Origin of the sequence: Bradyrhizobium brasilense, assembly GCF_029714345.1 — a bacterium.
In the GTDB taxonomy this organism is placed as follows: Bacteria; Pseudomonadota; Alphaproteobacteria; order Rhizobiales; family Xanthobacteraceae; genus Bradyrhizobium; species Bradyrhizobium australafricanum.
Map to the genome: position 1 here is coordinate 3,115,302 of NZ_CP121669.1, position 20,731 is coordinate 3,136,032.

Here is a 20,731-nt window from a genome sequence, read left to right on the forward strand (position 1 = left end):
GCGGCGCTGAACGCCGCTACTTGCGGGAGAAACGCTTTCTATGACCACCCCCGTTAACGCCGCGGGCCGGCTTGACCGGCTCCCGATGGGCGCATTCCAGTGGCGGATTCTCAGCCTGATCGGCCTCGGGATGTTCTTCGACGGTTTCGACAACCAGATGGCCGCCGGCGTGTTGGGCGCCCTCGTTAAGGAGGGCTGGTCGAACATGGAGACCAATGCCCACTACATTTCCATCACCTTTGCCGGCCTCGCCATTGGCGCGCTGATGACGGGGTTGGTCGGTGACCGGTTCGGCCGGCGTTTTGCCTATCAGTTCAATCTTCTGATTTTCGGCAGCATGTGCCTGCTCTCGATGCTCGCGCCCTCGATGACTTGGCTGATGGCGATGCGTTTCTTCATGGGGGTAGGGATCGGCGCAGAATATGTCTGCGGTTACGGCATGGTCAGCGAGTTTGTGCCGCCGCAACGGCGCGGATGGGCGCTTGGCCTGATCAGCGTGGTGTCGATGGCATCGACATTCGCCGTGAATTTTACCGGACTATTCGTCATTCCGGCACTGGGATGGCGGCCGATGTATCTGATCGGCGGTTGCGGCGCATTATGGGTCTGGTTCCTGCGCCGCAAGCTTCCGGAGTCGCCGCGCTGGCTCGAAGCGCGCGGCCGTTATGAAGAAGCCGAAAAGATCATGCAGGATATCGAAGCTGAGGCCTCGAAGGCGGGGCCGCTCCCGCCGGTGACATCAGTGGCCGCGCCTGCGCCGGCCTGGGTACCGATCTCCATCCTGTTCTCGCGCGGCGTCGTCACCCGCACCTTGCTCGCGATGGCGGTTTGCATCACCTGCCTGGTCGGTTCCTACAGCTTCTCCTATTGGGTGCCGACCTTCTTCGTCAAACAGGGGCTGAGTGTCACGAAGTCGCTCAGCTTTGCGACCGTCATGGCGCTGGGCAGTTCGCTCGGGCCGCTGGTCGGCATGCTGACCTCCGACTGGATTGGACGCCGTCGCGGCACCATGTTTGCGGCCTTATGGTGTGGCGTGTTCGCGCTGGCGTATTCGCAGCAGACCGACCCCACCTGGGTGCTGATCTTTGGCTTCCTGTTGCAGGGCGGCATGAGCCTGATGATCGGCTTCGGTCTCGGCGGCTACACGCCGGAGTTGTTTGCAACCGAATATCGCTTCCGCGGCTCTGGCATCGCCCAAATGACGGGGCGGATTGCTGTCATCGCATCGCCCTACATGGTTGTGTCGCTCTATGACAATTATGGTCTCCCATCAGTGCTCTACGCCATTGCGTCGCTTTATCTGCTGTTAGCGCTTGGTATTCTCTTGTTCGGTATCGAAACCAACCAGCGCTCCCTGGAATCGATCGCGCCAGCGCGCGATGGCGAAGCGGCGGTGACAACATCGCGCTCCGCTGAAAGCGCGGCCTGATCTGGTCGCAATCCCGACATCCACACCAGAGCTCACGAAAAAGGAACTGCACATGGATCAAACGCTGCTCATCTTGGGCGATACCAACATCCAGAACCGCGAAGATCCTTTCAGCGCATTCGTCAATGTGCGTGACATGCTGACATCGGCCGATGTCTTGTTCGGACAGCTGGAAGGCCCGCTTGCCGAGCCCTCGATCGATCCCGCGCGGCCCGATATCCCGCACAAGAAGGGTTGGCGCCATTCGGGCGCCAAGGTAGGTCCGGCGCTCAAGAAGGCGGGCTATGTCGGCGTGAGCTGCGCCAGCAACGTCGCCTATCCCGCGAGCGCCGCCGTCGCCAGCGTCAAGGCGCTGGATTCGGCGGGGATCCTCCACTGTGGCGTTGGCGAAACGCTGGCCGAGGCCAGGAAGCCGGTAATCATCGAGAAGAACGGGGTTCGTTTCGGCTTCTTGAGCTACACATCGGTGTTCTGGCCGAGCAATCACGCCGCGTCAGCCAACAGCTCCGGATGCGCCACCATCAAGGCCCACGCCGCCTATGAGCCGGGCCCGCGCGCGCTGGAAATGCCGGGTGCTGAGCCGATCACGCATACATTCGCAGACGCCGACGAACTCGAGGCCATGCGGGACGATGTCCGCGCTCTGCGGACCAAGGTCGACCTTGTGATCCTTTCATGCCATTGGGGCGTGTCGTCCAAAGAGGAGCCAGTCGCATATCAGCGCGAAATAGCCCGAGCCGCCATCGACGTGGGGGCAGACATGGTGTTCGGCCACCATCCGCATGTGGTCCAGGCCGGCGAAATCTATCAGGGTAAGCCGATCTTCTACAGCCTTGGCAACTTTGCGTTCGACTGGGACGTTATGCGCGGCCGTCATCTCGATGGTCTGGCGCTGCGGTGCTTGATCGCGGGGAAGAAGATCACCGAAATTGAATTACTACCGGTCCGTCGCAACGAGCACAACGATATCTGCGTACATAGTGCAGACACCGGCGCGGGCAAGGACATTCTCGGCCGTTTCGAGCAGCTGAGCAGGAAACTCGGAGACTCAATCGTCTTGTCGAGGGCTACTCACCTGCGGCTTGAGGGTATGTAAGGTCAACGCGGCTGCTGAATCCCCCAAGCCGTTGTTTTGCCGAGCGATATCCAATCAGGGGAGCAAGAGGCCTCGCTCCTGACTGCGAGGAAAGCGCCTGCCGCCTGTCAAACATTCTCCTTGGGCGGAAAAGCCCTGGATCTTCCATGTACCACCGTATCGCACTCACCATGCGATGCTCGTCGCCTTTGTGAACTTGCGCGCGAACGAAAAAGAAGCACGTATCTGTGCGGTCGCCGCGCTGGGGGACAACGAGTATCCAGTAAGATGTTGATCTTCTTGCACTCAAACCTGCAACCAGAACGTATGAGTGGCCGAACGAGGGTCGTTGACCTTTCGTTTCAGGGGCGAAGTCGCACTGACGGTCTCATGCTCCGAACACCGGCTCCTTACCGGTGAAGGCCCTGAGTATATTCGCCGTTAGGCGCGAAAGACCGTTGTCGCAGCCGTTCCAGGCCAGGGCGCCGGCATAGGCGATGGAGCCGACCGAAAACACCCAGCCGCCTCCATCGATCGGAAACAGGACCATGTCCGATCTCACCACGTCAGGCCGCTGTGCGCCTCCCTGATCAGGGAGCGAAAGAGTGAGATCCTCGATGACGAGCTGATATTCGTTGCCAAGCCCGGTCGAAGTCCCGAGCACATAGGCATGCTCGGGACTTCCGAGCGTAACGTCGTACCTGTCGACCTCGTCTCCCACCGCTCCACCCAGCACATAGCCGTAATCGCCGACGATTTCCTCAGTGATGCCGTCGAACAATTTCGCGGCGGGCGAATTGTAGCTCGCCTCCAGACGCCGATAGCCGCAGCCCTTCGACCATCCCTCCGATGCGAAGCCCACGCCCAGCATCTTGTTCGGGGCGCGGCCGCGCGTGCGCCAGATGCCGCCGGCTTCAGTCGTCGCAACATGGGTCCGTTCGCCATAGGGGGCATCCCAGCAGCGCGTGCCGCTGTTGTCGCGGCGCACCTCGATGATCCAGGGCTTTGCACCGAGCCGGCTCGTTACCCAGTAGAAGCCGTTGCCGCCAAGATACATGACCCGTCCGCCGTCATGCAGGTATCCGTCGAGGATATCGAGGCCGGTTCGTGTCCAGTATTCCGGGTGCGAGCCCGTGACGATCGCCGCGTACCGGTCGGCCAGGTTGCGGCCGCCACGTTCGAAATCCTCGTCGGTTGCGACATGATATTCGATGCCGAGGTGCTCAAGCCATTCGACGATGTACATGTCGACGGGAAAGTGACGGTACGAGCCCGTTAGCCAATTCGGAAAACCAGGGCGGACGTTGAACAGCGGCCGTCTGCGGCCCGAATAGCGAACCGGCGTTCCGTCGGCATGGGTATCGTAGCAGGAGCGGCCCGGCTCCGGATGTGAGAACAGGTACTGTTCGTCCTCGGGCACCACCTTGTCATGAGGCATCACCGATGAGAAATCGAGCGAAGCCAGGTGGTCGTTCGCATAGGCCAGATAGGTGTTGGTCGGCACCAGGAACAGCACGGGTGCCGAGGTGCCCAGGACCGGTCTGACAAACAGCGGAAAATGATTGCGGCGTCCGCCGGCCTCGAGCCGAACTGCGTAGACTCCGCTTTGAAGGTCCTCCGGCAGGCGGAATTCGAGATTATACCTCCAGCCGGCATCCACCATGTCGTCGTCGTGGAATTGCAGCGCACAGTACTGCTCGGGAACTTCGACGAAGGAGTCGCTTCGCCCGTCCCAGTTGCGTCCGGTCACACCGCGCTCGACGCCGTTGACAAGGTGCCCCTGTTCGCCTCCAGCGTCCGGCTCAATCGTCTCCGACGCGAAGTCCCTGCCGAGTTTCCATGCTGCCCATGCCGGCTGCGTGGGAGTCTTCCCCGCGTGCCATGCGGCGATCATCTCGGCGGATGGCTTCGCGAGGTGCAGCGTTGGCGAGTCGATCTTGCCATTATATGGCTCCAGCGGCGACCCGGACCGGCCGATGCCGGCCGCCGCGAGCAGGAGCGTCGCCGCATTTGCCGTCGCGCCGGTTGCTGCGCGGAGCGTGCGTTGTGCCCCAACCTTGGCATCAAGACGCCTCAGGTCGATGCAGACCTCGCCGTCGCCGATGGTAGTCACGATCGAATACCAGTGTTTGGCGATGATCGCATCCGGCAAGACCGCGAGCGTTGCGCTGCCCATTCGAAGCGCAAGACCGCCTGAGATGATGACGAGCGCGACGTCGCCAATCGACCAGATGGCCTGGGGCGCGCTCCGCTCGGGGACGGTCGGCCATGCCCAGCAATGGACGCTGATCGCCGCATCGTTGATCGGTGAGGGAAGCGGAAATTCGGCGTGCGAGCCGACCACCGTGGATTGCACGCCGCCGGAAACGGTGCGGTCGAGCACCGACGAGAAATCGACCACCTTGCCCTCGATCGCTTCGTCGCGCCCGGGACCCGAGACCAGTCGCACGAGGCTTGCGCGGACGGTGGCGTGCGGCGTACTGATCGCGAGCCGGACGACATCGCCGGGCTCGCAGGACCACTCCTCGAAATAAGCCTGGATATCCATCTGACGCCGCCCACGCTCGCTGGTTAAGTCCGCTTCGGACGCGCAATGTCCGAGCGCGCGCCCATCATTCGCGGATCAAAGCCGGCGGGGAAACATCTGTTGCGGCATTCTGGAGTCCGGGAGCAACAACACTGGAGAAGCGGACAGGCGCGCCGCGGCTGGTCCCGAAAGTCCGCGTCACAATCCGCGCAGGAACCGGTCGCCGAGCGCGACCGTTCCGTCGGTGTAGCCCGTACCCAGGCGTCGTGCGGTTTCGGTGTCCGAATGCGAAGCGAGCCAGGCCGTCAGCAGCATGCGCCTGAGCATCACGAACGCAGGCAGCATGGCCTCGTCGTCGCGCGAGACCGGTGCGACGGTCCGGTATCCCGCAAGCCACGACTGCTGGAGCAGGTCCATCACCGGCTCGTGCTCGATGAAGCTGACGGCCGCGGCGAAGTCATAGAAGAACCACGAGAAGCCGCAATCGTCGAAGTCGATGACGCCGAGCCGGTCGCCTTCGACGAGCAGGTTGGCGAGGCGGAGGTCGGCGTGAACGAGGCCAAACCGCTGCTCGCCCCGTCCGTAAGCCTCGACGCGCCGTTCAAGTTCGTCGGCGACCCTCTGCAGCAGCCTGCGGCCATCGTCGCGCAGGCCAAGACCGGCGCGCCAGTCACCCCATAGTGGCCGGCGGCCCAGCATGGCATCGAAATCCCAGACCTTGCGCTGGAACGTTGATGGCATTGTCCATCGGCGGCTGTGCGCGTGAAGCCGCGCGCTGGTCGCGCCGAGCTTGCCGAACCAGGTGGCCAGATCGTCCGAGGCGTCCGGCTCCTTGCCGCTGAGGAATTCGAATGCAACGACGTGTCGTGTCGCGCCACTCAGGGGAATGGGGCATAACAGGTGTCCCTCCCGATCGGCGACCGGGCGCGGCGTGAGCACCACGTTGTCTGCGATCACGGCGTCGATCCAGGCGAGCTCGGACGCAATCTCGTCAGGTGAGTGATAGCCGGGCCGCTGCACGCGCAACACGAGTTTTTGCCGAGCGGCCGAATCTTGCGCGAGAAAGGTGGTGTTCTCGGAATGGCTGAGAAAGGCGAGCGTCGATTGCGATGATAGTCCCCAGCGCGGCAGGCTCGCGGCAAGAGAGGCCTGCATGCTCTCGATGAGACCGGGAGTCATCATCGCGGCCAACCGACCGTCTCGGGGTGCGCGAGGTCAAGAAGGCTCGCGATGATGCGATCGGGAACGACGTCCGCCACCGCATTGAAAGGGACGTCGCTGGCGAGCAGGATCGACCGCATGCCGGCCGCCTTTCCTGCTGCGATATCGGTGCCGATCTGGTCGCCGACCATGACGGTCTCATGCCGGGCGGTGCCGAGATGCGCCAGCGCCTGTTCGATCAGGAACGGTTGCGGCTTGCCTAGCACGATCGGCTTCGTACTGGGAACGGCTGCTGCAACCGCGGCCGTGATCACGCCGACGCAGGGATCGTAGCCGTCATGAACCGGCGTCAGGACATCGGGATTGGTGGCGATGACGGTTGCGCCGGCGAGTGCGGCCCTGACCGCGGTGCGCAGCTTGGCGTAGTCGAGCGTGGCATCGAATCCGAGCACGACGATCTTGGGCTCGACGTCGGTCAGGTGATAGCCACTGTCCTCGATCGCCTCGAGCAGTGGTCGTTCGCCGATCGCAAACACGGGCGTGGTGCGCGGCCAGCGCCGTTCGAGCAGGGACGTGACCGCCGAAATCGTCGTGAAGACCTGTGAGGGCTCGGCCGGAATGCCGATGCGGCTCAGCTTGGCGGCAAATTGCGCGGCGGATTTCGTCGAATTGTTGGTGACGAACGCGTAGGGCAGGCCCCGCTCGCTCCATCCGCGAAATGCCTTGACGGAGTCTTCGATCGGAGTGTCGCCGCGATAGGCGACGCCGTCGAGATCCGAGATGACGCCGCGAATGGGATGGTCGGCCGGAGCAATGCGCTGTTCCAATGCTGAGATTCCGTTCAGTTCCGCGAGCGTGATCATATGGTTGCCTGCATGGCGTTGCTGCTCTGTGCATCCATGATTTGTGTGCTGCACATTGGAAAGGCGACCTTGCCTTGCCGGTGTGCGCCATGCTTCCGGGAGCGGAAAATCTCCGTGCGCGACTGCGGCGCCCCGGGAGTGTCAGCAACGGAATCGTGGAGCAGCAGGAATCGGGCGATTGCGCCCTTTGGTCTAGGCTTTGCAGGCGTGAAAGCCACGATTTGTGCAAGACGATCGAAACGGCTGAGTGCCTTGCGGCCTCGAGAGCAGTTTCAGCGTTGCCGAAATCATCGAGGGATTACCATATGATCAACCGCAGAGACTTGATGTTAGGGGGACTGGCCGGGGCCGCGGCGTTCGGCTTCGGGCGGGTCAATCCCGACTTTCTTGTGAATTCCGCCTTTGCCGCCGAAGGCAAGACACTGCGCTTTCTCGGCGCGGAAGCGCTGACCGGCAACTGGGACCCAACCACCCATACCAATCTCGGCCAGCTCATCGTCGAGGGCTTCGTGTTCGGCTATCTGACGCGGGCGCCGATGCGCCCGGAGAAGCCGGACGAGCTGATCTTCGAGCTGGCTGAATCGATGAAGCCCATCGACACCTATACGATGGAGGTGAAACTCAGGAAGGGCGTCAAATTTCATGACGGGACCCCGTTCACAGCGGCCGACGTCAAGGCGACCTATGAATATGGCTGCCAACCCGATCGTCCGGCGCAGTGGTACCCCGGTCTCGTCACCGTCGACGTCGTCGACGACTACACCTGCCACATCAACACCAAGGCGCAGGGTTATCCGGCGACGCTCTACTACTACCTGTCGTCCTTCCTGCCGATCATGTCGGCCAAGGACGTTGCCAACAAGGCACAGCTCTCGGCGCGCATGAACGGCACGGGCCCCTACAAATATGTCGAGCAGAAAGGTGACACCACCGTTCTCGCCGCCAATCCCGACTTCTTCCTCGGCGCAGCGAAGATCCCGGGTGTCGAGTATCACTTCGTCGGTGACACCACGACGCGCACGCTGTCGCTGTTGAACGGCGAGGCCGACATCATCGAGCGGCTCGAGCAGGAGCAGGTCGAGACCATCTCGAAGGATGCCCGCTTCAGCATCCACAAGGCGGTTTCGGTCGAGAACAAATACCTGTTCTTCCGCTGCTCGAAGAAGCCGTTCGACGATCCGCGCATTCGCCTCGCCGCATGCTACTCGATCGACCGCAAGCAGGTGCTCGACGTGCTCGGCGTCTCCGGCATCTATTCCAAGGCGCACATCTCGCCGGTCAAGTTCGGCTATGCCGAGGTGGCCGACTATCCTGAATTCGATCCGGAAAAGGCGCAGAAGCTGCTCGCGGAGGCCGGTTTCCCCAAAGGCCAGGGCCTGCCCGAGCTCACCTATTACACGTCGGTCGGCTTCTATCCGAAGACGAAGGAATATGCCGAGTTGATTACCGGCATGCTCCAGGAGCAGGGGTTCAAGGTCAATCTGCAGACGCTCGAAGTCGCGGCGTGGGGTAATTTGCTTTACGACAAGCCCGGCGGCGGTGAGGGCAACATGATCGACTGCGGCTGGTGCACCGGCTCGCCCGAGCCGGATCTCGTCCTGCGCACCCACTTCCATTCCTCCTCCAAGCGCATCACCGGCATCGTCGACAAGGACATCGACGCGGTGCTGGACAAGGAGCGCAACGCCACGACAATCGAGGAGCGAAAGAAGATCCTGCAGACCGAGACGCTGCCGACCATCGCCAAGAAGGCCCCGGCGCTCGCGTTGTTCACCTCGGTCTTCATCCATGCCTACAGCAAGAAGCTGGATGGTCTGTACATCTATCCGAACGGCATGCAGGACATGACCAAGGCAACATTGGCATGATGATTGCTCGGCAGGCCGGGTACGCCCGGCCTGCCGGTTCGCGAACGCAGGCCGGACTGGTCGGGTCTGGTCCTCATGAATTGCAAGGGTAGCTCTTCTCGATGTTGATCCTGGAATTCCTGGTCAAGCGGATCGCGCAGGGCATCCTGATCGTCTTCATCACGTCGTTGATCATCTTCACGCTGCTGCGCGTGGTGCCGGGCGATCCCGTGCGCCTGATCGTCGGCGGCATGGCGCCGGCCGACGTGGTCGAGAAGGTCGCGACCAAGATGGGGCTGCGCGACCCCATCATCGTGCAATATGGTCGGTACATGCGCGGGCTGGTACAGGGCGATCTCGGGCAATCCTATTTGCGGCCGCGCAGCGGCATGATCGCGACCGGCGGGCAGTATGTTGACCCGACCAAGTCGGATATGGCGCCGGTGATCGATCTCATCCTCGAACGCCTGCCGTTCACGCTGCAACTGGGCGGAATGGCGCTCGTGTTCGCGCTGCTGCTGTCGTTTCCGATCGGCATCGCGGGCGGGCTGCACCAGCATCGCTGGCAGAATGCGTTGGCGTTCGGAATGCAGTCGCTGTTCGTCTCGATTCCGAATTTCTGGCTCGCGATCGTTCTGATCCTGTTTCTGTCGGTGAAGCTGAAGCTGCTGCCGGCGCTCGGTTACCAGGGATTTTCCTATGTCATCCTGCCGGCCTTCGTGCTCGCGGTGGAGATCGCCCCCTTCATCATCCGCACGCTGACGACCTCGCTCGGCGAGGTCATGCAAGCGCCGTTCATCGACGAGGCGCGGGTGCGCGGCCTGTCTCGCCGCCGCATCGTCTATTCGCACGCCCTGCGCAACGCGGCAGTGCCGCTAGTCAACCTGCTCGGGATCCAGCTTTCGACGCTGATCGGCGGCGTTCTCGTGATCGAATACATTTTCGACTATCCTGGCCTCGGCAATCTGACCGTGGTCTCTGTCGTCGGGCGCGACTTTCCGGTCATCCAGGGCATCGCCATCACAACCAGCGCCGTCTTTGTCTTCATCAATATCATCGTGGATTTGGTCGCCTATCTGGTCGATCCCCGCGTGGAGATCTGAGCATGACGGCCACCACGATCATCGCCGAGGAGCCCGCCTTGCCGGCGGCCCCAATCCGTTCCGTCAACCGCCGCATCATGGCCGCGGCCTGGCGCATGCCGAGCTTCAAGATCGGTTTCTTCATCTTCATGGCGCTGGTGCTGGCCTCGGCCATCTATCCCGAGGTGTCCTCGATCAGTGCGACCAAGATGGTGGTGAAGGACAAGTTCATGTCGCCGGTCTTTCTCGGCGACAAATGGACCTGGGATCATCCGCTGGGTACGGATCAGCTCGGCCGCGACATGCTGATGCGCAGCCTGATCGGCCTGCGCTATTCGCTGCTGGTCGGCGTCGTCACGGTCCTGCTCATCTTTGTCATCGGCTGCGGCCTTGGCCTGTTCGCCGGCTTCAAGGGCAAATGGTGGGACACCGTCATCATGCGGATCACCGATGCCCAATTGTCGATTCCGATGATCATCCTGGCGATCACCATTCTCGGCGTGTCGCGGCCGACGGTGCCGACCATCATAATCGTGCTGGCGCTGTCCGGCTGGCCGCTCTACGCGCGCGTGGCGCGCAGCGCCGCGGTCACCGAGCGCGGCAAGGAATATGTCCGCGGTCTGCGCGTGCTCGGCGCCGGGGACTGGCGGATCCTGTTTCTGTTCGCCGCGCCGAACATCCTGCCGCCGATCGCATTCGTCGCCGTGCTCGACGTCGCACGCATGATGATCTTCGAAGCGATCCTCGGCTTCCTGGGGCTTGGCGTCCAGCCGCCGACGCCGAGCTTCGGCAGTATCATCGCCGACTCTCGCAAATACCTGATCAATGCCTGGTGGATCGCGACCACGCCGGGCGTGTTCCTGGCTATCGCGCTTACCTCGATCAACCTGATGGGGTCGGCGCTCGAGAAGGCGCGCAACCGCATCTATGGGGGTCTCTGAGATGGATCTCTCGCTCATTCTGGAGGTCGACGACCTCACGGTCGGTGCTTCGGCGCCGGGCGCCGCACCGATCCTCGATCACATCTCCTTCCGCCTCAACACGTCGGAGATCTTTGGCATCTACGGCGAAAGCGGCGCCGGCAAGACCGTGCTCAGCCGCGCATTGGCGAACTGGCTGCCGGAAAGTCTGGCGTATCGCTCCGGACGGGTCACGTTCGCCGGTCACGACATTCTCGGCGCCGGGGCGCGCGAGGTGCGGATCGGCCGCGACATCGCCTATATCGGCTCCAAGCCGCAAAGCTCGCTCGATCCGACGATACCGGTCGGGACCCAGATCGCGGAAAAGCTGCACAGCGTCAGGCCCGAATGGAATCCGCGCGAATGCCGCGAGCGGGTCGTGCAGCTCCTCGGCGAGGTCCGGATTCCATCGCCGAAAGAGCGCTATTGGGACTACCCGGCAAAATTTTCCGGCGGCATGATGCAGCGCGCGATGATCGTGGACGCGATCTGCGCCGAGCCCGCCGTCCTGATCGCCGACAACATTACCCAGCCGCTCGATGTCACCATCGCGGCACAGATCGTGGCGCTGCTCCACGACCTGTGCCTCCGCCACAGGATGGCGACAATCTATCTGTCGTCTTCCTTGCCCACGCTCGGCCAGTTCGGCGACCGCACGGCCGTGCTCCATCAGGGCCGGTTCGTCGAGCAGCAAGCGTTTGCCGGCCTGCTCGCCTCGCCACAGACCGACTACACGCGCAAGGCCATTGCCAGTGTGCCGCGCATGTGGGCGACCACCGAGGGCCCGCTGGCCCGCCGCAAGGCGCAAGACGAAGTGCCGCTGATGAAGGTGGAGCACGTTGTTCGGACCTATCGCGCGCGCAAGCGGGGGACGTTCAATACCTACAGCAACGTGCAAGCGGTGCGCGGCGTAACGCTCGACATCATGCCGCGCGAGAATTTCGGCATCGTCGGGGAATCCGGCTGCGGCAAGTCGACCCTCACGCGCCTGCTGGCCTGGCTGGAGGTTCCCGACAACGGCAGCATCGTCCTCAACGGCACGTCGCTCGGGGCGTTGTCGCCGCGCGAGCTGATCCGCACCCGCAGCGAATTCCAGCTGCTGCTGCAGGATCCGTACAACGCGCTGCCGCCGCGCACCACCGTCGGCCGCATGATCGAGGAGAGCCTGCTGATCCGCGGCAATGTCGCCCGCGCGGACCTGCGCAGCCGGGTCATCGCAGCGATGGCCGAGGTCGGTCTTGCCGCCGAGCTCTATGACCAGCTCCCGAACACGCTCTCCACCGGAGAGCGCCAGCGCATCTCGATCGCGCGTGCCCTGATCCTCGATCCCAAGCTGTTGATCCTCGACGAAACCTTGTCCGCGCTGGATCAACGCGAGCAGTCAAGGCTGATCGACCTGTTCTCGAAGCTGCAGGAGAAGAACGACCTCACCTATGTCTTCATCTCCCATGATCTCGCAATGGTGCGCAGGGTCTGCACGCGCATTGCCGTGATGTATCTCGGTGAGATGGTCGAGATCGCCGACAACCGTGAGCTGTTCTTCGATCCCCAGCATCCCTACACCAAGGCATTGCTCTCGGCCGCCCCGACGCTGGAGGAGAAGCCGTTCAACCCGGCGGACTTCTTGCTGGAGGGCGAGCCGCCGAGCCCGATCGATATCCCGGCGGGATGCAGCTTTGCCTCGCGCTGCCCGAAGGCGTTCGACCGCTGCCGGCTGGAGACGCCGAAGCTGGTCGAACACGCGCCGGGGCGCTTCGCCGCCTGCCACCTTCTCGACGGCGAGCCGGCGCAGGCCGCGGCCTGAGCGCTCAGGGTCGTGGCTTGAACGGCCAGTCCATCGCGAACGAGCGCATGTCCTCCAGCGCCTTGGTCACCTGCAGCACGCCGAGATCGTCGAAGCGGTGCCCGGTCACTTGGACGCCGATCGGCAGATGGCGGGAATCGAATGCCATGCAGACGGTGGAGGCGGGCTGGCAGGTCTGGTTGAACATGGCGGTGAACAGCGTGTGCGCGAGCGGCATCTCACGCGACACGCCGGGCTCCTCGGCTGGGAAATTCACCACCGGCAGCGTCGGGGCGATGACATAGTCCCAGCCCTCGAAGGCCGCGAGCAGCGCCGCCTTCATCTTGGCGATCTGGCCCAGCGCCCGGTAGAGGTCGGCGCCCGAATGTTTCGCCCCGCCAAGGCACCATGCGCGAACGTAGGGATTGATGTCGCGTGCGGTGTCGCCATGCGGCGGCAGCGATGCATATTCGAGATAGCCGCGCACCTGGAGGAACAGGTCGATCGGCGCATAGGCGTCGTCGGTGAGGGGAGAGGTGAACGGCTCGACGATCGCGCCGGCGCCGGCGAGCAGCTTGCCGGCCGCATCGACCGCGCTGCGAACCGTAGCTTCGGCCTTCATGCCGAAGCCCATGTCGGTGAGGACGCCGATCTTCAGTCCCTTCACGTCGCGCTTCAGATGCTCGTGATAGCGCACGCCATCGGCGGGCAGGCTCCAGGTATCGCGCTCGTCCTGCCGCGTCAGCACGGTCAGCAGGCGCGCGATATCATCCACGCTGCGACCCATCGGGCCTGCCATGCGCATGGTGTCGGCCGGCAAATGCGGCACACGGCCATGGGTCGGCTTCAGTCCGGCCAGTCCGCAATGGGCGGCCGGAAGGCGGACCGAGCCCGCGATATCCGTGCCGACGGAAACATAGCCGGCGCCAGCGGCGACGGAGGCGCCTGCGCCGGCCGACGAGCCGCCGGTATTCCAGGCGAGCCCCCAGGGGTTGCGGGTAACGCCGTGCAGCGAGCTGATGCCCGACGCCATCAGGCCGCAATCCGGCATCGTGGTCTTGGCAAAGATCACCGCGCCGGCCTCGCGGAGCGCGATCGCCGGCGGCGAATCGTAGTTGGACGGCGGCAGGGCACGGTTGGCGCCGATGCCGTGAAAATAGGGCCAGCCGATCATGGCGACGCTGTCCTTGACCGTCATGGGGACGCCGTCGAGCGGACCCAGCGCGGTTCCCGCCTTCCATCGCGCTTCCGAGCCTTGCGCGCTTGCGATGGCTTGCTCCGGACGGAAGCAGAACAGCGCATTGATCGCGGGATTGACCGCCTCGGCATGGCCGAGCACGGTTCGCAACACCTCCACCGGCGACAATGCGCGCGATGCGTAGGCCTCCGTCAGCCCCGCAAGGCTCATCCCGATCAGTTCCGCAGCAGACATCTTGGCCTCGACAAATGGCGTTCTGGATCAGTGTCCGGATAGCGAAAGTCGCCCCTGTCGGGGTAGTGCCGCTGCCGTAAGGGCATGATTTGGTGGAGTGCGAGGCATCCCTTTTGCAGCTGTCTTGATCGAATTTGTCATCAAACCGGGAGGCCCGCGACAGGCGGGCCGAACGACACCCGCGAGAGATCAGAAGTCGTCATGAGCCAATCTGGAACGCAAATCGCCACGGTCCGGAACTACATTGCCGGGCTCCCGGGATGGGGGACGGGCGATATCGTGATCGAGCCCGCCATTCCGGTCCTCGCCTCGCCAAGCTGGCGCGGGGTCGACGGCGCTCCCTGGCGCGCCACCAGGAACGGAAGCGGCGAGAGCATCTTCATCAAGAACATGGATGTGGATGCCAAGCTCTACATCGACGTTGCCTGCGCGTTCGAAGCGGCCCGGCGCGCATCCGATCTCGGTATCGGTCCCAAGGTGCTTGCGGCGGATCCGGACGCGGGACTTCTGGTCATGGAAGATCTCAACCGTGGCTGGCGGGTCGGCACGCTGGAGCGGATGCTGGAGCCGAAGATCGTCGACGCGGTCATCGCGGCGCGGCGCCTGTTCCAGGCAGGGGCGCCTCTGCCGCGGCGCATGGGAGTCTTCGACGAGATCGAGCATTTCTACGAGGCGGCAAAGGCCGCGAAGGCGCAACTGCCGTCTGATGCGGAATGGCTGGTCAAGGAGCTGCGTTTTGCGGCCGATGCCTTGAGGAAACTCGACATCAAACCGGTGCCAATCCATGGCGATGGCAATGTCTCGAACATTCTGATCAGCGACACCGGCGAGGTTCGCCTGATCGATTGGGATCGCGCCACGACGGCCGACCCGCTGGAGGACCTCGGCAGCTTCCTCGTCGAAGCCTTCGCGCAGGAGCCGGAGGCGCGCGACGCCTTCAGCCGCAACGCCGGCGGATTCGACGAGCGCGCATTCAGCCGCGCCCGCATCTACGGCATGGCGGATGATCTGCGCTGGGGCCTGATCGGCGCCGTGCTCGCCGCGCGGTCGGCGCGCAACACCTTTGAGTTTTACAAGTTCGCCAGCTGGCGCTTCGTACGTTGCCGCATGACGGTCCGGGAGCCGCGCTTTGGCGAGATGCTTCGGAGGATCGCATGACTGTCCGCAGGAAGCTCGGCGAGGGAGCGACAGTCCACGAGCGCAATATCGAGGCAGCGATCGCCCGCGTGCCGCAATGGCACGGCAAGGGGGCGGCCTATACCCCGCTGGTCGGCGGCCTCATGAATCAGAACTGGCTGGTCGAGATATCCGGCGATGGACGGCGTTACTTCATCAAGGTGCCCGGCGAGGGCTCGGAGATGTTCATCGATCGCGTGACCGCCAACGAGGCTGCGCGCAATGCCCACGCCATGGGCGTTGCGCCCGAGGTGATCTTTTTCGACGCCACGGACGGGCTCGAGATCAGCGAGTTCCTCGAAGGCTATCGCGCCTGCACCAATGCCGATTTCGGCGATGCCGCCATCCAGGCCGACGTTCTCGACCTTTACCGCCGCCTGCATGCCGGCCCGAAGCTCGGCCAGACCAAGACCATCTTCGACATGATCGAGGAACATATCGAGCAGGGCAGGGAGCTCGGCGCGCATTTCCCGCAGGACATGCCCTGGCTGATGCATCGCTACAATCAGGCCAAGTCGGCGTTCCTGGCGTCGGGTCTCGATCTCGTGCCGTGCTTCAATGATCCGATGCCGGGCAATTTCCTGATCTCGGCGGAATCAGGCGCCCCCAAGCCGATGAAGCTGATCGACTATGAGTTCGCTTCCAACAACGAGCGTAGCTATGAGCTCGGCGTCCTGTTCGCCGAGATGTTCTTCGACGAGCATCTGACGGAGGCCCTGATCGAGCAATATCTGGGCGAGATGCGGCCGCAGATGGTCGCGCGCGTGATACTCAACCGGGCGCTCGCCGACCTGAAATGGGCGTCATGGGCGGTCGTGAACCGGAAGCTCAAGGACTGGGATTTCGACTATCAGAAGTACGGCGTCTGGAAATACATGCGTGCCCGCGACGTGATGTACGATCCCCGCTGGGATGGCTGGTTGCGGCTCGTCTGAGCCGCGCGACAGGAGGGCTTCCGCAGTTATTGATTGAGGATCGCGAGCGCCTGCTCGAGCAGGCTGTCGTTCGCGGCCGCGATGATCCGGCCATCGGATTCCGGCGACAGCGGCCGCCCCTGCCAGTCGCGGACGATGCCGCCTGCGCCCTCGACCACCGGAATCAGCGGCATGAAGTCGAACGACTTGAGGGAGGTTTCGACCACGAGATCGCAGTGGCCGGATGCGAGCAGGCCATATTGGTAGCAGTCGCCGCCAAATCGCCGGAACATGGCCTTCTGGCTGAGCGCATCGTAGCGGGCCCAGTCGCTCGGCGTGAAGAAGTCCGGCGATGACGTGTAGATCTGCGCGTCTTCCAGTCGCGTGGTGCGGCTCACCCTTGCCAGCTTGCCGTTGAAGGTGGTGCCTTGCCGGGTGCCGTACCACCGCTCGGCCAGCGCGGGCATATCGATCATGCCGGCGGTGATCGATCCATCTCTCTCGTCGGCGAGCGCGACGAGCGTGCCGAACAGCGGCATGCCGGAGATAAAGCTCTTCGTTCCGTCGATCGGATCGAGATACCACGTGTAGCGGTCCCCGGCCGTCGATCCCATCTCCTCGCCGAGGATGCCGTGATCGGGGAAGCGCGAACCGATCAGCTGCCGTAGCTCCATTTCGATCGCACGATCGGCGATCGTGACCGGCGTCAGGTCCTGCTTGCGCTCGAAATCGACGCGGGAACGGAAGTGCGTCACGGCGATCCGTCCGGCCACGTCGGCAAGCTCATTGAAGAACGAAGCGAGCTCGCTTGCGGATAATCTGTCTTGAATGTCGTCCAATGGTCGCTCCGGGCGGGAGGCGCGCCGACGTCGCGGGACGCACGACGCCTTGCCTTGGGATGGGGCGTTACGCGGTCTCGTGGACCGACTGCTTGTCGATCTCCCAATAGGGGGAGTCGAATCCGTTGCGCCGCGCCACTCGGGCGGCAGGGCTCCTCGGCTGCGGCGAGCGCACGCCAGCGGCCGGCTGCGGCGCCGACACGGGCGCCTGGCGAACGTCGCGCGGCGCCACCTTGAAGTGCCGGCTGAAGCAGCGGGAGAAATGCGACACGTTCTTGAAGCCGACTTCGTAGGCGACCTCCGAGACGGTCCGCCGGCCCTTCGGATCGGCGACTAGGATTTCATACGCCCGCTGCAGCCGCTTGGTCTGGACGAACTGGCTGACCGTGGTCTCGTTGTCGTTGAACAGGCTGTACAAATAACTGAGCGAGATGCGGCTCGACGCCGCGATCTTCTTCGGCGACAACGACTGGTCACCGAGATGGCTCTCGATGAAGTCGACGATCCGGCGGCGCAGGTGATAGCGCGCGTTGCGCACATCGGTTGCGGCGCCGCGATCCTCCGATCCGATGGTCAGCGCGACGAAGCTGATCATTTCGGTCGCGAGCGCCTGGGGGTTCGGCGGCGGTGAGGCGACGAACAGTTCGGCCACGCTGCGGATCATGCCCGCCAGCAGGTGTGTCATCTGTTCGTTTGGCTTGAAGCGGCGACTGATGTGATCTTCAACCGAGACGAGCCGGCCGCGCAGCTCGGCGGCCGGAATCCGCAACATCAGGAAGCGCGCGGTCTTGTCAGACGACAATTCGTAGAAGGCGAGCTCGCTGAGCAGGACATATTCGCCGGGACGTGCGATCCCGATGCGGCTGTCCTGGCTGAATGCGACGCATCCTGTCTGCGGAAACACCAGCACATAGGCGGCATCGTGGATGCAGGCAACGCGTTCCCAGTTGCGGGCAAAGGCGTGGTCCGGCCCGACGAGTTCGAGATCGAGGCGTCCGATCCGGGTCCGCCAATCCTGCGTGGGACCGGGGCCCTTGTCGTTGCCAGCATGAAGGCCGGTGTGTTCCTCGCGGGAAGCAACAGATGTCAGGCGTGCCATGGCTGGGCCTTTCTCAGGGTTGCGCAACGATGATCTCCGTTCCGGCTTCACGGAGAGCGGTTGCCAGAGCTCCCTCTGGCTGCCGATCGGTAACCAGGCGATCGATATCGGTCCAATGTGCGAAGACGGTGAGCGCACGCTGGTCGAATTTGCCGTGATCGGCCACCAGGATGGCTTCTGCGGCGCGCTTGGCCATCGCGCCATAGATGGCGCCGGCCTCATCGTCGGCATCATTCGCGCCGCGCGCGCTGATGCCGGTCGCGCTCACGATGGCGCGGTTGGCTTCATAGCTGTTGATGTTCGCGATCGTCTGCGTGCCGAACACATAACCTTCGGTGGGGTGATAGCGGCCGGGACAGCAGAGCACGCGGATCGACGGATTGACGGCTAGCGCGGCCGCAATGGCGTAATCATGGGTGATCACGGTGATGTCGTGCGCGCGTGAGGCCAGCCGTCGCGCGATGTGAAACGTGGTCGCGCCGGCGCCGAGCATCAACACCTCGTTCGGCAGGATCAGGTCGGCGATCACCGCGGCCATCGCCTCGCGCTCGGCGATCATGATCGCCTTGCGATCGGTCAGCGCCGGCTCGAGCGCGAAGGGACGGGACGCTCCGCCATAGGTGCGGTTGATGAGCTTCTGCTCCTGAAGCTCCATCAGATCGCGCCGGATGGTCTCGCCGGAGACGCCGAGCACGGCGGCGAGCTCGGAAGCCCGCAGCGTCGGCGCGGCGGTGAGTTGCGAGATGATGTGCTTGTGGCGCGCGAGCTTCGAGAGGCGGTCGCCGTCGGCCTTTCGTGGCCGCTTGTCGGCCGCAGCAGGGGCGTCACTCGTCATTCCGCTGTCTCTCCGGCTGCAAACCTCTCCAGCGTCCGTGCCATGATCGTTCCCCAACTGATGTTGTGAGTCCACATCAATTGTGTGGCATATTCCTCATTTTTTGGGCGCCGTGCTGCCTATGGAATTCGCAAAGGAATCATGGCGATCGCATAAGACACTGAAACATATGAAGTATGGCTTTGGAATGCGGAGCGCATGTCTGACGTTCTGGTGTCTCTTGCCTGCAATCTGCTTTTCAGTTGTGGGGATTCGCACATAGATCCAAGGTCTCGGTGGAACGGCTGGGGAATGATCGCCGCAGGGGACGGCTTTGGTCCACGCAGGCCGCGGGCCAAAGGGAAGGCAGGCGATGCAGCAGGAGAAAGGGATTCTGGCGTTGAACGCCTTCGATCAGAGCCGGGTGTCGTCAATCGACCCAGCGCTCGGCGAGGCGGTGCAACGACGCCTGCGTTCGTTCGGAAAAGCCTCGGTGCTGTTCTATCAGGAGCCGATCAGGATGGCGCGCGCCGAAGGCGTCTATATGTTCGACGTCGATGGCCGGCGCTATCTCGATCTCTACAACAACGTCCCGTCGGTCGGGCATTCGCATCCGCGCGTTGTCGAGGCGATAAGCCGCCAGGCCGGCCTGCTCAGCACGCACACACGCTATCTCAACGACGTCGTCGATGGCTATGCGGAGCGTCTCCTGGCGACGTTTCCGCGCGGGATCGATCATCTGGTCCTGACTTGCACCGGCAGCGAGGCGAATGACCTTGCGCTACGGGTCGCGAAGGTGGCAACCGGGCGGACGGGCTTCATTGTCACGGAGACCGCCTATCACGGCAATAGCGCCGCAGTGACCGATGTCTCGCCGTCCTCGCGTCCCGGTCAGCCGCTGCCGCCCCACGTGCGGGCAGTTCCCGCACCCGAGATGTATCGCAATCCGGTCGGCGATCCCGGCCAGCGCTTTGCCGACAGCGTTGCCGCAGCGATCACCGATCTCGAGCGAAGCGGCTTCGGCTTTGCTGCGCTGCTGGTGGACACGATCTTTTCGAGCGATGGCATCTATGCCGACCCTGCCGGCTTCCTGGCCCCCACCGTGAAGCACGTGCACGAACGTCAGGGACTGTTCATCGCCGACGAGGTGCAGCCAGGCTTCGGACGAACCGGGGCGGCGATGTGGGGCTTCGCGCGCCATGGCGTCGTCCCCGACATCGTCACGATGGGCAAGCCCATGGGCAACGGCTTTCCGATGGGAGGCGTCGCCATGCGCGCCGCGCTGCTCGATCGCTTTGCCGCGGAGGTGAAGTACTTCAACACCTTCGGCGGCAACCCGGTGGCCGCGGCCGCAGGCCTTGCCGTGCTCGACGTCATCGAGGACGAGGGCTTGATGCAGAATGCGCGCGAGGTCAGCCGTCACCTGATGGATGGATTGCGCGAGATCGGCAATCGCCACATGACCATCGGAGACGTTCGTGGTGCCGGCCTGTTCATCGGGCTCGAGCTGGTGCGCGACCGCGACAGCAAGGAGCCCGCGCCGGAGCTCGCTAGCCCGCTGATCAATCGCCTGCGCCGGCGCGGCATCCTGATCGGTGCTGCCGGTCCGTTCGGCAGCACGCTCAAGATTCGTCCGCCGCTGTGCTTCGGCAAGGACCACGCCGACATGTTCATCACCGCGTGCGACGAGGAGTTGCGCGAGGTGGCCGCGTCGTGACGCGATCGCCCATA

16 protein-coding genes are annotated in these 20,731 nt (G+C 63.6%); 9 read left to right on the plus strand and 7 right to left on the minus strand.

Annotated elements, in window-relative coordinates; all coding sequences use genetic code 11:
* Positions 1-157 precede the first annotated feature (157 nt).
* A complete protein-coding gene (locus QA635_RS14350) occupies positions 158-1,429 on the plus strand; it encodes an MFS transporter (RefSeq protein WP_283069809.1) in 1,272 nt (423 codons plus the stop codon).
* Positions 1,430-1,481: 52 nt separating this feature from the next.
* Positions 1,482-2,525: a CapA family protein gene (locus QA635_RS14355; RefSeq protein ID WP_283069811.1), complete on the plus strand. Its 1,044-nt coding sequence runs from the start codon at positions 1,482-1,484 to the stop codon at positions 2,523-2,525.
* 367 nt (positions 2,526-2,892) lie between these two features.
* On the opposite strand, the gene QA635_RS14360 is transcribed toward QA635_RS14355, so the two are convergent.
* From QA635_RS14360 to QA635_RS14370, 3 genes are all read right to left on the minus strand, one after another.
* Positions 2,893-5,052, minus strand: coding sequence for a N,N-dimethylformamidase beta subunit family domain-containing protein (locus tag QA635_RS14360; protein WP_283069812.1), 2,160 nt, complete (start codon positions 5,050-5,052; stop codon positions 2,893-2,895).
* A 177-nt stretch (positions 5,053-5,229) separates the two neighbouring features.
* Positions 5,230-6,213 (minus strand): phosphotransferase enzyme family protein, encoded by a 984-nt coding sequence (locus QA635_RS14365; RefSeq protein ID WP_283071637.1) that lies wholly within the window; start codon positions 6,211-6,213, stop codon positions 5,230-5,232.
* The gene (locus QA635_RS14370) at positions 6,210-7,019 is read right to left on the minus strand and encodes an HAD-IIA family hydrolase (RefSeq protein ID WP_283069813.1); all 810 of its coding nucleotides are present in this window, start codon (positions 7,017-7,019) and stop codon (positions 6,210-6,212) included. Before QA635_RS14370 ends, QA635_RS14365 begins: the two co-directional genes overlap by 4 nt.
* 341 nt (positions 7,020-7,360) lie before the next feature.
* Between QA635_RS14370 and QA635_RS14375 the strand changes: the two genes are divergently transcribed.
* The 4 genes from QA635_RS14375 to QA635_RS14390 all read left to right on the plus strand — a co-directional run bounded on the left by QA635_RS14375 (position 7,361) and on the right by QA635_RS14390 (position 12,747).
* A complete protein-coding gene (locus QA635_RS14375) occupies positions 7,361-8,923 on the plus strand; it encodes an ABC transporter substrate-binding protein (RefSeq protein WP_283069814.1) in 1,563 nt (520 codons plus the stop codon).
* A gap of 101 nt (positions 8,924-9,024) precedes the next feature.
* A complete protein-coding gene (locus QA635_RS14380) occupies positions 9,025-10,005 on the plus strand; it encodes an ABC transporter permease (protein ID WP_092083050.1) in 981 nt (326 codons plus the stop codon).
* Positions 10,006-10,007: 2 nt separating this feature from the next.
* Positions 10,008-10,925, plus strand: coding sequence for an ABC transporter permease (locus QA635_RS14385; RefSeq protein WP_283069818.1), 918 nt, complete (start codon positions 10,008-10,010; stop codon positions 10,923-10,925).
* Position 10,926: 1 nt separating this feature from the next.
* Positions 10,927-12,747, plus strand: coding sequence for an ABC transporter ATP-binding protein (locus QA635_RS14390; RefSeq protein ID WP_283069819.1), 1,821 nt, complete (start codon positions 10,927-10,929; stop codon positions 12,745-12,747).
* Positions 12,748-12,751: 4 nt separating this feature from the next.
* Here the strand turns inward: QA635_RS14390 and QA635_RS14395 are convergent, their stop codons facing one another.
* Entirely contained in the window at positions 12,752-14,158 is a 1,407-nt protein-coding gene (locus QA635_RS14395; protein ID WP_283069821.1) for an amidase, read from the minus strand.
* A 201-nt stretch (positions 14,159-14,359) separates the two neighbouring features.
* On the opposite strand from QA635_RS14395, the gene QA635_RS14400 reads away from it, so the two are divergent.
* Together QA635_RS14400 and QA635_RS14405 are read left to right on the plus strand one after the other, a co-directional pair.
* On the plus strand, positions 14,360-15,316 hold the full coding sequence (locus tag QA635_RS14400; RefSeq protein WP_063790183.1) for a phosphotransferase family protein: 957 nt from the start codon (positions 14,360-14,362) through the stop codon (positions 15,314-15,316).
* A complete protein-coding gene (locus QA635_RS14405) occupies positions 15,313-16,269 on the plus strand; it encodes a choline/ethanolamine kinase family protein (protein ID WP_283069822.1) in 957 nt (318 codons plus the stop codon). Before QA635_RS14400 ends, QA635_RS14405 begins: the two co-directional genes overlap by 4 nt.
* A 26-nt stretch (positions 16,270-16,295) precedes the next feature.
* Here the strand turns inward: QA635_RS14405 and QA635_RS14410 are convergent, their stop codons facing one another.
* From QA635_RS14410 to QA635_RS14420, 3 genes are all read right to left on the minus strand, one after another.
* Positions 16,296-17,087: an inositol monophosphatase family protein gene (locus QA635_RS14410; RefSeq protein ID WP_076834239.1), complete on the minus strand. Its 792-nt coding sequence runs from the start codon at positions 17,085-17,087 to the stop codon at positions 16,296-16,298.
* A gap of 67 nt (positions 17,088-17,154) precedes the next feature.
* A complete protein-coding gene (locus tag QA635_RS14415) occupies positions 17,155-18,186 on the minus strand; it encodes a helix-turn-helix domain-containing protein (protein WP_057020606.1) in 1,032 nt (343 codons plus the stop codon).
* A gap of 13 nt (positions 18,187-18,199) precedes the next feature.
* Positions 18,200-19,021 carry a DeoR/GlpR family DNA-binding transcription regulator gene (locus QA635_RS14420; RefSeq protein ID WP_092083044.1) on the minus strand — a complete coding sequence of 274 codons (822 nt, stop codon included), beginning with the start codon at positions 19,019-19,021 and terminating at the stop codon, positions 18,200-18,202.
* A 352-nt stretch (positions 19,022-19,373) separates the two neighbouring features.
* Between QA635_RS14420 and QA635_RS14425 the strand changes: the two genes are divergently transcribed.
* Positions 19,374-20,717, plus strand: coding sequence for an aspartate aminotransferase family protein (locus tag QA635_RS14425; RefSeq protein ID WP_283069824.1), 1,344 nt, complete (start codon positions 19,374-19,376; stop codon positions 20,715-20,717).
* Positions 20,718-20,731: the final 14 nt, after the last annotated feature.